This is a genomic window from Camelimonas lactis (genome assembly GCF_004342915.1).
GTDB classification, from domain to species: domain Bacteria; phylum Pseudomonadota; class Alphaproteobacteria; order Rhizobiales; family Beijerinckiaceae; genus Camelimonas; species Camelimonas lactis.
This window is the reverse complement of the sequence record NZ_SLWL01000002.1, coordinates 122999-136758: the sequence shown is the minus strand read 5'-3', so window position 1 is coordinate 136758 and position 13760 is coordinate 122999. Positions and strand designations below refer to the sequence as shown.

The following is a 13760-nucleotide window of genomic DNA, read 5'->3' as shown; positions in this document are numbered from 1 at the left end:
TTGCCTGCGGCGGTCATTATGCCTGCGGCGCTTGCAACTTCCGCCCGCCCGTCGTTACTGGACGCCATCATGACCTCCCGCCAGCCCGACGCCCTGATGCATGTTCTGATACTGGGCGGCGCCGCCGACGCCCGCGCCCTGATGCGCGCCTTGCAGGCGCAGCCGGATCTGCCGCTCAAGGTGACGCTGTCGCTCGCCGGTCGCACCCGCAACCCGCCGCCGCCGCAGGCTGGCCCGGTCGCCGTCAACCAGCGCGTCGGCGGTTTCGGCGGCGTGGCGGGGCTGGCGGCGTTCATCCGCGATCAACGGGTCGCCTGCATCGTCAACGCCACCCATCCCTTCGCCGCGCGCATGGCGTCCAACGCCGTCGAGGCCGCGGCGCTGACCGGAACGCCGCTGTTGCGGCTGGTCCGCCCGGCCTGGGCGGCCGGACCCGGCGATGACTGGCGCCACGTGGCCAACGTAGACGCGGCCGTGGTGGCCCTGGGCGCCGCGCCGCGCCGGGTGTTCCTCACCATCGGCCGGCAGAACCTCGCCGCCTTCATGGCCGCGCCGCAACACGCCTATCTGGCCCGCACCATCGAGGCGGCCGACGCGGACGTGCGCCTGCCCCACGTCGCCTGGCTGCGGGCGCGCGGTCCGTTCAGCCTGGACGACGAAAAGCGGTTGCTCATCGAGCATCGCATCGACCTGCTGGTGACCAAGAACAGCGGCGGCGACGACGCCGCGGCCAAGCTGGCGGCGGCGCGCCTGCTGGGCGTTCCCGTCGTCATGATCGACCGGCCGCCATCGCCCGGCGGCCTCACGACGCAATCCGCCGCCGAAGCCGTGGCCTGGCTGCGAGGGGTCTGGTCGCGGCCTGTGACCGGCCATGCTCATGACGGACGGTCCGTGGAGCCCGGGCCCGCGCCGGTCGCCGAGCGCGGCGCATAAACCAGCGGCGGCCGGCCGTCGCGGGCGATCAGCCGCGTCTCCGGCGAGCCGATAATGACGCAGGTGGCCATGTCAGCCATGTCGGAGCGGGCCTCGGCCAGCGGAACGATCGCCACCCGCTCATCCGGCCGGCCGGCGGCGCGGCCGAACACCACCGGCGTCCGCGCCGGCAGGATGCCGCGCAGGATGTCGAAGGCCTCGCCCAGTTGCCACGGACGCGCCCTGCTCACCGGGTTGTACAGGGCGATGACCAGGCCGGCGCCCGCCACGGCGCGCAGCCGCGCCGCGATCAGCTCCCACGGCTTCAGATTGTCCGACAGGGAAATGGCGCAAAAGTCGTGGCCGAGCGGCGCGCCGACGCAGGCGGCCACCGCCAGCATGGCGGTGACGCCGGGCACGATGGCGATGTCCAGCGCCCGCCATTCCGCCGGGCCATGATCGATGGCCTCGCAGATCGCCGCCGCCATGGCGAACACGCCGGCGTCGCCGCCCGAAACCACCGCCACCTCGCGGCCTGCCATCGCCATGTCCAGCGCCGCTCTGGCGCGGGCCAGCTCCTCGCGATTGTCGGAGGCGTGGCGGCGCTGGTGCGGGCCAAGCGCCAGCCGCTCCACATAAGGAAAATAGCCGAAGAAATCCGTCGCCCGCGCCACGGCGTTGCGCGCCTCGGGCGTCATCTGCTCCGGCCCGCCAGGGCCAAGGCCGATGACCGTGAGGCGGCCAGGGGCGGCGTCGTTCCGGGAGGCGTCGCCGCTCATGGCCGCGCGCTCCAGCCCGGCGTCAGCACCAGCGACAGATAGGGCGTGGCGTCGCCGTCCACCTCGCTCAGCGGCAGGGTGCGGCTGGCGTCCATGGTGCCGCGCTCCACATAAATCGCGCCCTCCAGCCGCCCGGCCTTGGCCAGCGCGCGGCGGATGCGGCCGAGATTGCGGCCCACCTTCATGATCACCGCCGCGTCGGCGTCGGCGAGGCGGCGCGCCAGCTCCGCTTCGTCCATGGTGCCGGGCAGCACCATCAGCACGTCCTCGCCCTGGGCCAGAGGCAGGCCCACCGCTGACCAGCAGCCGGACATGGCGGTGACGCCGGGGATGACCTCGGTAGCGTAGCGCGTCGCCAGCCGCACGTGCAGGTGCATGTAGGACCCGTAGAACAGCGGATCGCCCTCGCTCAGCACGCAGACCGAGCGGCCCGCGTCCAGATGCGCCGCCACGGCGGCGGCGGCTTCCTCGTAGAAGCCGGTGATGGCGTCCTTGTAGGCGTCGCTGCGGTGCGGCAGTTCGGTGGTGACCGGATAGAGCAGCGGCAGCTCGATCACCCCCGGGCGCAGGTGCGCCTGGGCGATGGCGCGGGCGTTGCTGGGGGAGCCGCGCTTGGCGAAGTGCGCCACCACGTCGGCGGCGGCGAGGGCGCGCACCGCCTTCAGGGTCATCAGCTCAGGGTCGCCGGGGCCCGTGCCGACGCCGGTGAGGCGCCCGGTTGCGGTTCCGTTCATGCTGTTCGCGCTCATATGCCAGCCCTCGCCAAAGCATTGACGGCGGCGGCGGTCATGGCGCTGCCGCCCATGCGGCCGGCCACGGTCGCGAACGCCAGATCAGCGCGCTGCGCCAGCGCCGCCTTCGATTCCACCGCGCCGACGAAACCCACCGGCATGCCGATGATCGCCGCCGGGCGCGGCGCGCCGGCGTCGATCATGTCCAGCAGGTGGAACAGCGCCGTCGGCGCATTGCCGATGGCGACCACCGCGCCCTCCAGCCGGTCGCGCCACAGCTCCAGCGCCGCCGCCGAGCGGGTGTTGCCCAGCTTCTGCGCCAGCTCCGGCGTGCGCGGATCGCGCAGGGTGCAGATCACCTCGTTCCGGGCTGGCAGGCGGGCGCGGGTGATTCCGTGCGCCACCATTTCCGCGTCGCACAGGATGGGCGCGCCATTTTGCAGCGCCGCTCGCGCCGCCGTCTCGAAGCCGGGGGCGAAGATGAAATGCCGCGCCGCCTCGACCACGCCGCAGGCGTGGATCATCCGCACCGCGACATCGGTCTCGCCATCGCTGAAACGCGCCAGGTCCGCTTCGCGCCGGATGATGGCGAACGACTGTTCATAGATGGCGGCGCCATCCTTGATATAGGTCTGGGTGGTCATGGCCGTTTTTTCAGGGCATCGGGCGTCGGATCAGACGCTTCGCCACGGGTATGGCGGGCGACCAGGGTGCGAAGCGTCCTGGACAAGTGAGAAAGGCGGCCTGGCGCCAGACCAGGCTTCCGCGCCGTATCCGGGTGGCCGGCGGATATCGCCGCCGCCACGCCCGCCGGCAGGTCCAGCCGCGTGACGTTGCGCGACGGCGCGCCGCAACGCTTGCCGCAGCCGGATACGTGCAGTTGCTGGTCGGGGCCGACGGCGGCCGCCAGCGTCGCCCCATGGTCGCGCGCCAGTTCCGCCGCCAGCGGGCGGGTGGCGATGGCGGCGGAGGCGCACAGCGGCGCGCCGGCGCAGACCGAAATGCGTAGTCGCATATCGTCGGTCTGGCGGATGAAGCCGAGATCGTCGGCGACTCCCGGCAGATGCGCCCGCGCGGCTTCGTCCAGGCCGGTCAGCAACAGGCCGCGCTCCGGGGCGAAGCGGACCCGCGCCTGCGGAAACGTCGCCGCAAGTTGCCTGAGGGCGCCGCTGTCGGTCGCCCCGAACGGCGGCGTCAGACCCATGGCGGGGCCAAGTGTGGTCGGAAAAACGCCGACCGGAACGGCAACTGGTTGCGCCGGCGCCGGCTCGGTGGCCGCCAGCCCTGCGCAGATCCTGTCGGCGATCTTTGCCGCCACATCGCGCATCCGGGCCTCCGGCCCCAGCGCCGCGAGCGCCGCCAGCAGGTCCAGCGCCGCGTCGCCGATCGCCGTTTCATCGCCGTGAAACGCCCGGCGGGCGCCGGCGGCCAGGTTCAGCATCATCGCCCAGCGCGACGCATCGACCGCCATGAGACGGATATCGGCTTTCAGCGCCGAGAGGCCGAACTGGCCGCCGCTATCCACGGTCACCGAGACCTTCGGGCCGAGCAGCGGCGCCAGCGCCGAGCCACTCACCGCGCCAGCGATCCGCGCCGCCAGCGGCCGTGGATCGCAACGCTCCAGCGGGTCGACGCCCGCCAGCGCGTTAACGTCGACGGCGAGACCCTGGCGGGCGATGACGCCGCTGGCGGCCACGTCCATCGCCAGCGCCCTGGCGCCCGCCGCCGTCAGGCCGCGAAGCTGCAGCGCGCCGCGCATGGTGATTTCGATCAGGCCGTTGCCGTGACGCGCCGCGGCCTCCGCCAGCGCCGCCAGTTGCGCCATGCTGATGTCGCCGTCGCGCGGCGTCAGCCGGGCCAGCAGGCCATCGCCCGTCTGCATGGGCGTCGTCAGGCTGGGGCAGGCGCCGCGTCGCCAGGCGCCGCTTTGCAGGGAGGAAGGGCCAGTCACGACGCCGCCTCCGTCATGGGCCGGGCTTCCGCCATCAGCGCCGCCAGATCGCCGTCGATGGCATTGCGGCGCGGATGCCACAGGCCGCGCCGGCGGGCGTCGGCGAAGCGGCGGGCGATCACCCGCACGGCGGCGGGGTTGTTGTGGCGCAGAAAATCCAGCACCGCCGCGTCGCCCAGATAAGCGTCATGCACCGCATCCAGCAGCGAGCCGGGCACGCAGCCGGTGGTTTCGGCGAAGCCCACCAGCCGGTCGACGGTTTCGGCCAGTTCCGAAGCGCCGCGCGGCCCATGCCGCATCTGCCCGGCGATGAACGCCGGGTTCACTGCCCGGGCCCGCACCACGCGGGCGATGGCCGCCGCCAGCGAGCGGGCGCGGGGGCTGGCGGGGTCGGTCGTGTCCAGCACCACGATGTCTGCGGGGCGAGCCTCGCCCGCGTCACGCGCCTGCAACGCCCGCGCCGCGGCGAAACCGCCGATGAAGGCGACGTCGGCGGAGCCTTCCAGCAGGTCGCGGCCGGGATCGTCCTGGGGGTGCACATGCACGTCCGCCGCCGCCACCCGCGCGGCGAAGGCGCCAGGAACGGCGACGCCGTCGCCGGCAAGACCGCCATAGGCGTGCGACGCCGTTTCCAGATAACGCTGGCCCAGTTCTTCGCGCGTCTCCCACTGGCCGCTGGCCAGTTCATGCTCGACGCCAGCGCCATAGACGCCAGGCGCCGCGCCGAACACCCGCGCGGGCGCCGCGCCGGCCCGCACGCTGGCGGCCAGCGGGTTGTCGTCGTCGCTTTCCTCGCGCGCCGCCACCGCCGCCGTCGCCGCGTCGAGCAGGGCGATCTGGCTGGGGAACATATCGCGGAACAGGCCGGAAATTCGCCAGGACACGTCCACGCGCGGCCGGCCAAAACTGGCCGGCGGCAGCACTTCGACGCCGGTGACGCGCCCGGTGGCGTGGTCCCAGTCCGGCCGGCAGCCCATCAGCGCCAGCCCCATGGAAATTTCCTCGCCGCCGGTGCGCAGGCTGGCGCTGCCCCACAGGTCGATCACCATGGCGCGCGGCCAGTCGCCGTGGCGCTGCAGGTAGTCCAGCACCAGCTGTTCCGCCGCGGCCTTGCCCAGGCTGTAAGCGGTAGGCGTCGGCATGGCGCGCGGATCGACGGCAAACAGGTTACGGCCGGTGGGCAGCACATCGGCGCGGCCGCGCGCCGGCGCTCCGGCCGGGCCAGGCGCCACGAAACGGCCGTCCAGCGCCGCCAGCAGCGCCGCGCTTTCCGCAACAGCGCTGCCTGTACGCTCCGGCGTCGCCCCGTCGCCGGCGCGGCCGTAAACGTGCAGCCCGTTCTTGACCGGGAAATCCTTCAGATCGCACAGCCAGGCGTCGATGCGCTGCAACGCCTCCACGGCGTCGCCGTCCACGTTCACTCCCGCTTCGCGCGCAAGGCCGCTGTCGCGGGCGGCGGCGACGATCTGTCCGGCCAGCAGGTCGCGCCGGCGCGGATCGAGGCTTTCGGCGCTGGCGTATTCGTCCACCAGCCGCTCAAGCGTCTGCATGGCCGGGGTGGTCCCGGCCGCGATCAGCGGCGGCGTCAGATGGCCGAGGGTGAGGGCGCCGATGCGCCGCTTGGCCTGCGCCGCCTCGCCGGGGTTGCTGACGATGAACGGATAGATCACCGGCAGCGACCCGAACACAATCTGGGGCCAGCAGGCGCCGCTGAGGGCGACGGTCTTGCCTGGCAGCCATTCCACCGCGCCATGGGCGCCCACATGCACCACGGCGTCTGCCTTGAGGGTGTGTTGCAGCCAGAAACCGAAGGCCAGCAGATTGTGGTGCGGCGGCAGGGCGCCGTCGTGATAGTCGGCGCGGCGGCTGTCGGCTTCGCCGCGATCGGGCGCCAGCGTCACCGTCGCCGCGCCGCACTGCAAGGCGCGAAAGCCGAAATCTGGCGCGTCCAAGGCGGGCGGCGGCCCCCAGCGCTCGATGATCGCGGCGCGGGCCGCATCCGGCAGGGTGTTGAAATGGCTGAGGTAATCTGCGGCGCTGAACGTCGGCTGCGGTCGCTCCAGCGCCAGCATCAGCGCGCGGGCGTCGGCGGGGATATCCGCAATTGCATAACCGGCGCTGGCGAGATCAGCCAGGATGGCGCGCGCGCTTTCCGGCGCGTCGAGGCCAACGGCGTAGCCGCTGCGGGCTTCGACGCCGGGGTAATCGGGAACCATGATGGCCACGCGCCGCGTCGCCGCCGGCGTCTGTCGCAGGCGAATATGGGCGTGGATGCGCTCCGCCACGGCGGCGACGCGGTCTGGCTCGGGCGTATTGCGCAACGCCTCGCCGGCCCCGTCGGACGCCGTGTCCTTGAAGGAGAGCACCCCCGCCAGCACGCGGCCGTCCACCTCCGGCAGGGCCACGTGCATGGCGGTGTCGGCGGGCGTCAGCCCGCGCTGGCCGTCGGCCCAGGCGCTGCGGCGGGTGGTGGCCACGATGGCCTGGAACACCGGAACGCCCAGTTCGGCGAACAGGTCGGGGCCGTCGTCGCCGCCCGTGGCGGCGAAGGCGGTGGCGGTGACCAGCGCCGCCGGCCGAAGCCGGGCGCAGGCGTCGCGCGCCGCCGCGCGCCCGGCGCTGTCGCGCAGGGAAGGTACGAAAATCGGCGCCGGCTGCACGCCGCGCGCCCGCAATGCCGCCGCCAGCGCGTCGATGGGCGCCGCGTCCCCGGCCAGCAGCATCGAGCGGTAGAACAATATGGCGACGCGCGGCTGCCCGGGATCTGCTTCTTGGCAGAGCGCCTCAAGGGAGACGGCGCCGCGTCCGGGCAGATAACCGCCGGCCTGCGGCGTCACCCGCGCTTCGGCCACGTCGATGGCGCGGCCGGCGAGCCGCGCCATGTGGCGGGCGACGAGGCGCAGATTGTCGGGGCCGCCGGCGCGAAAACAATCCAGGATGGCGCGGCGCGTCGCGCTGTCCACGGTGGAAAGCTCCGCCAGCCGGTTATCGTCATCGCGATCCTCGCCCGGCAGCAGCGCCAGAGCGACGCCATGGCGGCGCGCCGCCGCCGCCAGCTGCTCGCAGCCATAGCGCCACCAGTCGAGGCCGCCGAGAATCCGGGCGACCACCACCTGCGCCTTCGCGCCCACCGCGTCGATCCACAGATCCACCGACATGGGGTGGCGCAGATCGCGCAGGGGAACCAGCCGCAGGTCTGGCGTCAGTTCCGGCGTGGCGTCGCGCTCGGCCCGCCACGCGCGCTCCACCCCCGCCAGGTCGCTGTCACTGAACGACAGCACGGCCATCGCCGCCGGGCTCTGGCCCAGATCGACGGGAACCGCGAGGTCATCCAGCGATGACGATGTGCTGGCGAGAATGTGCATGCCGGGTGCTTTACGCCTTCAGGGCGGCCTCGACGGCGGCGCGGTCGAGGCCGTTCAGGCCAATGACCACGAGGCGGGTGGCCGGCGTTTCACCGGCGCGCCACGGCCGGTCGAAATAATGGCTGACGCGGGGACCGGCCGCCTGCACCACCAGGCGCATCGGTTTGCCGGCGACGCGGGCGAAGCCCTTGATGCGCAACACATTGTCGACGCCCGTCGCCGCCTGCACCCGCGCCGCCAGGTCTTCCGGCGACTGCGGATCGGCCAGATCAACGACGAAGCTGTCGAAGTCGTCGTGCTCGTGGTCCAGTTCGTCGTCGTGGTGGGTCTTGCGCCCTTCAATCTGGTCTTCCACCGCATGGCCAAGGCCGATCAGCGCCATCGGATCGACGTCGCCATGGGCGGCGGCGATGGTCCTGACGCCGGCGGCGACGTGGGCGGCCACATGGGCGCGGGCCTTTTCCAGGCCGGCGGCGTCGATCAGATCAGTGCGGGTCAGCACCACCAGATCGGCGCAGGCCATCTGGTCCTCGAACACTTCCTCCACCGGGTCGTCGTGATCGAGCGATTCATCGGCGGCGCGCTGGGCGGCGAGCGCCTCCATGTCGTGCGCCACCTGGCCTTCCGCCAGCGCCGCCGCGTCGGCCACGGCGATCACCGCGTCGACGGTGACGCGATTGCGGATTTCCGGCCAGTTGAACGCCTGCACCAGCGGCTTCGGCAGCGCCAGGCCAGACGTCTCGATCAGAATGTGATCGACCCCCTGGGGCAGGGCGAGGATGCGGTCGAGCGCCGGGGCGAAATCGTCGGCCACGGTGCAGCAGATGCAGCCATTGGCCAGCTCGACGATGTTCTCGCCAGGACACGAGGCCAGGCCACAGCTCTTCAGCAGTTCGCCGTCGATGCCCACGTCACCGAACTCGTTGACGATCACCGCGAATCTGCGGCCGTCCGCCTTCTCCAGCAGGGCGCGGATCAGCGTTGTCTTGCCGGCCCCAAGGAAGCCGGTGATGACGGTGCAGGGCGTGCGCGTCTGGCCGGGGCGGGCGACGGCGGCGCTCGGCGGGGCGTGGGGTCCCAGGGCGTTCATGGCGTATCCTTTGCGGGAGAAGACAGCAGCGTCTGCATGTGGGGAATGCGGGCGATCATGCCGCGTTTCAGCGTTTCCGGCCGCGGGCGGAACGGCATCAGCCCGTCTGTCGAGCCGGCCAGCAGTTCAGCGCCGCGCAGCAGGTCGGGGCCGCTGTCGGGCTTCAGGTCACCGAACACATAGGTCCAGGCCGCATCGCTGACGATGGCGGCGCTGAGGCCGCGCTTGCAATTGGAGAGGCAGGACACCCGGCGCACCGTAAACGGCGTGCCGTCAGCGGCCGCTTCGGCGCTGGCGCAAAGGGCCGCGCCGGGGCGCGGTTCGGCGGTGGGGTCTTCGGGGCGGCGGCAGGTTTCGCACACCACGATGATCACGCCCGCAGCGGCGTCTGGCGCGTCGCAAGGCGGCGAACCGGCGGGGCGGTCTTCGCTGGCAAGATGGCTTTCACTGGCGATGGAGCCAGGAGCCGCTGGCGGTTCCAGCGACGGAACGTGTTTGCTCACGCTGTTCTCCCTGCCCGGTAAACCCGCCGGACGACATGGTGAATCCGTAGCGAGGGCAGGTCTCCTGGCTCGCGGATCAAACGCCGGTCGTCGCCTTCCCAGGTTGCCCCAGTGGCATGTGACGCCGGCTGTCCGCCTACAGTTGCGGGTACAGCAGCGGAGTTGCGCGCAAAGCCCCATGTCGCCGGCCAGGCCGGCGCGCGGGGGGACGCGGCGCACCGCTTTCCCTTTTACTTCTTCCTTTTGGGAAGAAGACCATCGCTGCCGGCATCTAGTGTGGGCCGGCGTATTTTGTCAATGTGACGGCTTTGGCCGTGGTGACGGCGCGGATTTTCCGCCCGGTGGCCGGCCTGGCGCGACAGGACCTGGACAGGATCAACGACGTGGACAATGACGACGAAGCCGGACGCAATGATGGGGCCAGGCGCCACAAGGAAAAAATGGCCCGCCGCAAGGCGGTGCAGGACGCGGAGGTCGCCAGCAAGACCATCGAGAAGGGGCTGCTCATCGTCAACACCGGCCCTGGCAAGGGTAAATCGACGGCCGCCTTCGGCCTCGCCCTGCGCATGCTGGGGCACGGGCGACGGGTTGGCGTCGTGCAGTTCATCAAGGGGGCGTGGAGCACCGGCGAGCAGAAGGCGCTGCAACGCTTCGACGACCTGGTGACCTGGCGCTCCATGGGCGAGGGCTTCACATGGGAAACCCAGGACCGCGACCGTGATGTGGCGGCGGCTGCCAGGGCCTGGGAAACGGCCTGCGCCATGATGGATGATCCGGCGAACAGTCTGGTCATCCTCGATGAGCTGAACATCGCCCTGCGCTACGACTACCTCGATCTGGCCGCCGTGGTCGCCCGCCTTCAGGCGCGCCGGCCGGACCTGCACGTGGTCGTCACCGGCCGCAACGCCAAACCGGAGATGCTCGCGGCCGCCGACCTGGTCACGGAAATGGGCGCCGTGAAGCATCATTTCGCCGCCGGCGTGAAGGCGCAGCAGGGGGTGGAATTCTGATGGGGCGCTGGTGAAAACCCGCCTGGAAGTGGAAAATTGCAGCGCCGCGCGCACGTCGCCGCTAACATGCCAAACAACAGACGAAAAAGCTGGCGTGAGGGCGGCCGGGCGTTTTCCAGCCAGGTGGAGCCGCTTTGGATGAGGAAAATGCGTCGGATCAGAAAACTGGAGCGTAATTCCGGTCCGGCGTGAAGGAATCTGCTCCAGTCAGTTGAGGGGGAACGCCATGTCCGGAAACATCGCCATTCGCAGCGTGCTGACAGCCGCCCTGTTCACCGTGGCGTTGCCTGCGCTGGCGCAGACGGCGGCCCCGCAAAATCCGGCGGTGGCGCGTGAAGCCCAGGCTGCGTCCAGGAAAGACCAGGGCGCCGCAGCGGATTTCAACAGCCGCGTGACAAGGCTGGTGGAGGACGACGCGGCGCGCCTCACGGGGATATTCAAGGACATTCACCAGCATCCTGAACTGGGTTTCCAGGAAAAGCGCACCGCCGCCATCGTTGCCAGGGAGTTGAAGGCGCTGGGCTTTGAGGTGAAGGAAGGCATCGGCCAGACCGGCATCGTCGGCATTCTGAAGAACGGCCCTGGTCCCGTCGTCATGTACCGCGCCGACATGGACGCCAACGCGGTGAAGGAGGAAACCGGGCTGCCTTACGCCAGCAAGGTGACGGTGAAGCGCGATGACGGCTCGGAAGTTCCGGTGGCGCACATGTGCGGCCACGACGCGCACGTCGCCTGGATGCTGGGCATGGCGAAGAACATGGTCGCCATGAAGGCGGACTGGAGCGGAACCCTGGTGCTGGTCGCCCAGCCAGCCGAAGAACTGATCACCGGCGCCAAAGCCATGGTGGCGGACGGGCTGTACGGCAGGCGCGGCGTGCCGAAGCCCGACTTCCTGATTGGCCTGCACACCGCGCCGATCCCTGTTGGCTCCATCGCCAACGCGCCGGGGCCGCGCATGGCGGGAACCGACCAGCTCGACGTGTTGTTCAGGGGCGTGGGCGGCCACGGCTCGACGCCGCAGATGGCGCGCGATCCGGTGGTGATGGCCTCCATGGCGGTGCTCGGTTACCAGACCGTGGTCAGCCGCATGATCGACCCGCAGGAAATGGCGGTGATCACCGTTGGATCGGTTCAGGCCGGGGCGGACAATAACGTCATTCCCGCGACCGCGCTGCTGAAGGCCAACCTGCGCTGGTACAATCCGGATGTGCGCGAGCAGTTGCTGAAGGGCATCAGGGCAGTCAACGCCGGCGTCGCCGCCACCTACGCGGCGCCTGGCGCCGACCCCACCATCACCATGAAGGGCGGCGCCACCCCGCTTGTCAACGACAGCAAGCTTTCGGAACGTCTCGCCACGAGCCTGAAAGCCGCCATCGGCGAAAAAGCCGTGATCACCAATCTGCCGCGCGCCAACGGTTCCGAAGATTTTCACCATCTGCTTGGCGACTTCACCGATGTGCCGCTCAACTATACTTTCGTTGGCGTCGCCGATCCCGGCGTGTTCATCAGGGCGGTCAAGGAAGGGAAGAAGTTTCCTTACATGAACCACAACCCCAACTTCATCGTCGACCTGAAGGCGATTCCCTTTGGAACGCGGGTGGCGACCCTGTCGGCGCTGGAGTTGCTGGCGAAACCGGCGGGGAAACAGGCCGCCGGCAAAACTGGCGCTGATTGACCGTCGGCCCCAGAAGCGCGTGCTCGGCGACGCGTGTTTCGTGCGGCGGCGATTGGCCGCCGCCCGCCGCTCGCCCGCCGCCACGTCTGACGGACATGGCGGGATAATTTATTGATAACATATCAGAAACTGTCGCCCGGCCGCGCCGATCCGTCCGGCGGCGGCCGCTATTGGTTCTGGATGCAACGATCCCATGCGCCCGCACCTCTTGCGGATGCCTGCAAACTGCGCTCCATATCCGTTTGCGCCGACTGAGGGAGGCTGTCCCCGACGTTCATGGCCGGGGCTGGATGCAGGACGACGTATTTGCCAGGGACCGGGACGAAGACGCCTGGACATGGCGACAAAACGGCGGTGCGGCGGACGTTCGCGCCGCGACAGGACGTGAAAGCCTGACAGGACCGGATGGCCGGGCTGTCTGGCCGACGCAACAGAAATGCAAACGCCGTGTTGGCGTCAGAAGTTTTGAGAGGGGACACCATGGACAGACGGACATTCCTGCTGGCCGGCGCTGGCGCGCTCGGCGCTGGCTTCACGCTGCGCGGCGCGCCGGCGATCGCCGCTGGCGCGAAGAAGTATGACAAGGGCGCCAGCGACACCGAGATCCGTCTCGGCCAGACCATTCCCTATAGCGGCGCAGGCTCGGTTTACGGCGCCGTTGGCCTCGCCCAGGCCGCCTACTTCGATGATCTGAACGAAAAGGGCGGCGTTAACGGCCGCAAGATCAAATTCATCTCGCTCGACGACGCCTACAGCCCGCCCAAGACCATGGAGGCGACCCGCCGCCTGGTGGAGCAGGAAGAAGTGCTCGGCCTGTTCGGTTCGCTCGGCACCGCGACCCAGGCTTCGGTGCAGAAGTACCTGAACAGCAAGAAAATTCCGCAGCTTCTGCTGAACGCTGGCGCGCCGCGCTGGAATGATCCCAAGCACTTCCCGTGGACCACGCCAGGGCTGCCGCTCTACAACATTGAGGCGGCCATTCTCGCAAACTACACGGCGAAGGTGAAGCCGGGCGCCAAGGTCGCCGCCCTGTACCAGAACGACGAGTTTGGCCGCGACTACTTCCGTCTGTTCAAGGACGCGCTGGGCAATCGCGGAACCATCGTCGCCGACGCGCACTACGACCTGACCGACCCGACCGTCGATTCGCAGATGCTGAAGCTGGCCCAGTCGGGCGCGGACGTGTTCTACAACTGCGCCTCCGGCAAGTTCGCCTCGCTGGCCATCCGCAAGGCGCATGAGTTGAAGTGGAACGTGCTGCAACTGCTGATCAGCACCTCCAACGCCACCTCGATCCTCAACGCCGCCGGCAAGGAAGCCATCCAGGGCATCGTCTCGCCGCAGTACGTCAAGGACATTGGCGGCAAGCGCTGGGCGCAGGACCCCGGCGTCGTCGCCTGGCAGGAATTACGCGCCCGTCGCCTGCCCAACATCACGCCGGACAACAACACCGCCTTCCTCGGTTACGGCGTGGCGGTGCTGATGCACAAGGTGCTGGAGCGCTGCGGCGATGAGCTGACCCACGAGAACCTGCTGCGCCAGGCCACCAACCTCAAGGGCATGACCACGCCGGCCCTGCTGCCCGGCATCTCCTACGCCATCACGCCGGAGGATTACTCGCCCTTCAACGAGCTGATCATGGGCGCCTACAAGGGCGACGAGTGGGACCTGGCCGACAAGCCGACGTCCGCCGCGGGCTGACGCCTGCGGATGGGGCGCTGTTGGATGGGGCGCCGTTCGCCCC

The 13760-nt window shown here is 70.1% G+C and carries 11 protein-coding genes and 1 riboswitch; of the genes, 4 read left to right on the top strand and 7 right to left on the bottom strand.

Going from position 1 to position 13760, the window contains the following annotated elements; genetic code table 11:
* Window positions 1-69 precede the first annotated feature (69 nt).
* Window positions 70-933 (top strand): cobalt-precorrin-6A reductase, encoded by an 864-nt coding sequence (locus EV666_RS03550; RefSeq protein ID WP_245514192.1) that lies wholly within the window; start codon window positions 70-72, stop codon window positions 931-933.
* On the opposite strand, the gene EV666_RS03545 is transcribed toward EV666_RS03550, so the two are convergent.
* From EV666_RS03545 to EV666_RS03515, 7 genes are read right to left on the bottom strand one after another with little or no spacing between them, the layout of a single operon-like run.
* On the bottom strand, window positions 876-1691 hold the full coding sequence (locus EV666_RS03545; protein ID WP_132003198.1) for a precorrin-3B C(17)-methyltransferase: 816 nt from the start codon (window positions 1689-1691) through the stop codon (window positions 876-878). The genes EV666_RS03550 and EV666_RS03545 overlap by 58 nt on opposite strands.
* Window positions 1688-2425: a precorrin-2 C(20)-methyltransferase gene (locus EV666_RS03540; RefSeq protein WP_132003194.1), complete on the bottom strand. Its 738-nt coding sequence runs from the start codon at window positions 2423-2425 to the stop codon at window positions 1688-1690. The genes EV666_RS03545 and EV666_RS03540 overlap by 4 nt, the downstream gene beginning before the upstream one ends.
* Window positions 2426-2436: 11 nt before the next feature.
* A complete protein-coding gene (locus EV666_RS03535; protein WP_132003192.1) occupies window positions 2437-3066 on the bottom strand; it encodes a precorrin-8X methylmutase in 630 nt (209 codons plus the stop codon).
* A complete protein-coding gene (gene cobG / locus EV666_RS03530) occupies window positions 3063-4373 on the bottom strand; it encodes a precorrin-3B synthase (protein ID WP_132003189.1) in 1311 nt (436 codons plus the stop codon). Before cobG ends, EV666_RS03535 begins: the two co-directional genes overlap by 4 nt.
* Window positions 4370-7738, bottom strand: a complete 3369-nt coding sequence (gene cobN, locus EV666_RS03525) for a cobaltochelatase subunit CobN (RefSeq protein WP_132003186.1) — start codon at window positions 7736-7738, stop codon at window positions 4370-4372. The genes cobG and cobN overlap by 4 nt, the downstream gene beginning before the upstream one ends.
* A gap of 10 nt (window positions 7739-7748) precedes the next feature.
* Entirely contained in the window at window positions 7749-8828 is a 1080-nt protein-coding gene (cobW, locus tag EV666_RS03520) for a cobalamin biosynthesis protein CobW (protein ID WP_132003184.1), read from the bottom strand.
* Window positions 8825-9331: a DUF1636 family protein gene (locus EV666_RS03515; RefSeq protein ID WP_342635643.1), complete on the bottom strand. Its 507-nt coding sequence runs from the start codon at window positions 9329-9331 to the stop codon at window positions 8825-8827. The genes cobW and EV666_RS03515 overlap by 4 nt, the downstream gene beginning before the upstream one ends.
* A 37-nt stretch (window positions 9332-9368) precedes the next feature.
* Window positions 9369-9606: riboswitch (cobalamin riboswitch) on the bottom strand.
* A gap of 108 nt (window positions 9607-9714) precedes the next feature.
* Here EV666_RS03515 and cobO point away from each other — a divergent pair.
* The 3 genes from cobO (at window position 9715) to EV666_RS03500 (ending at window position 13717) form a co-directional block, all read left to right on the top strand.
* The gene (gene cobO / locus EV666_RS03510) at window positions 9715-10341 is read left to right on the top strand and encodes a cob(I)yrinic acid a,c-diamide adenosyltransferase (protein ID WP_280990822.1); all 627 of its coding nucleotides are present in this window, start codon (window positions 9715-9717) and stop codon (window positions 10339-10341) included.
* A gap of 226 nt (window positions 10342-10567) precedes the next feature.
* Window positions 10568-12016, top strand: a complete 1449-nt coding sequence (locus tag EV666_RS03505; RefSeq protein WP_132003181.1) for an amidohydrolase — start codon at window positions 10568-10570, stop codon at window positions 12014-12016.
* 480 nt (window positions 12017-12496) lie between these two features.
* Window positions 12497-13717, top strand: coding sequence for an ABC transporter substrate-binding protein (locus EV666_RS03500; protein ID WP_132003178.1), 1221 nt, complete (start codon window positions 12497-12499; stop codon window positions 13715-13717).
* The last annotated feature ends 43 nt before the right edge of the window (window positions 13718-13760 follow it).

Bases quoted from the DNA above. Each gene is read 5' to 3' on its own strand.
- cobW (WP_132003184.1), bottom strand. From the start codon at position 8,828: ATGAACGCCCTGGGACCCCACGCCCCGCCGAGCGCCGCCGTCGCCCGC.
- EV666_RS03545 (WP_132003198.1), bottom strand. From the start codon at position 1,691: ATGAGCGGCGACGCCTCCCGGAACGACGCCGCCCCTGGCCGCCTCACG.
- EV666_RS03550 (WP_245514192.1), top strand. From the start codon at position 70: ATGACCTCCCGCCAGCCCGACGCCCTGATGCATGTTCTGATACTGGGC.
- EV666_RS03500 (WP_132003178.1), top strand. From the start codon at position 12,497: ATGGACAGACGGACATTCCTGCTGGCCGGCGCTGGCGCGCTCGGCGCT.
- cobN (WP_132003186.1), bottom strand. From the start codon at position 7,738: ATGCACATTCTCGCCAGCACATCGTCATCGCTGGATGACCTCGCGGTT.
- EV666_RS03535 (WP_132003192.1), bottom strand. From the start codon at position 3,066: ATGACCACCCAGACCTATATCAAGGATGGCGCCGCCATCTATGAACAG.
- EV666_RS03540 (WP_132003194.1), bottom strand. From the start codon at position 2,425: ATGAACGGAACCGCAACCGGGCGCCTCACCGGCGTCGGCACGGGCCCC.
- EV666_RS03505 (WP_132003181.1), top strand. From the start codon at position 10,568: ATGTCCGGAAACATCGCCATTCGCAGCGTGCTGACAGCCGCCCTGTTC.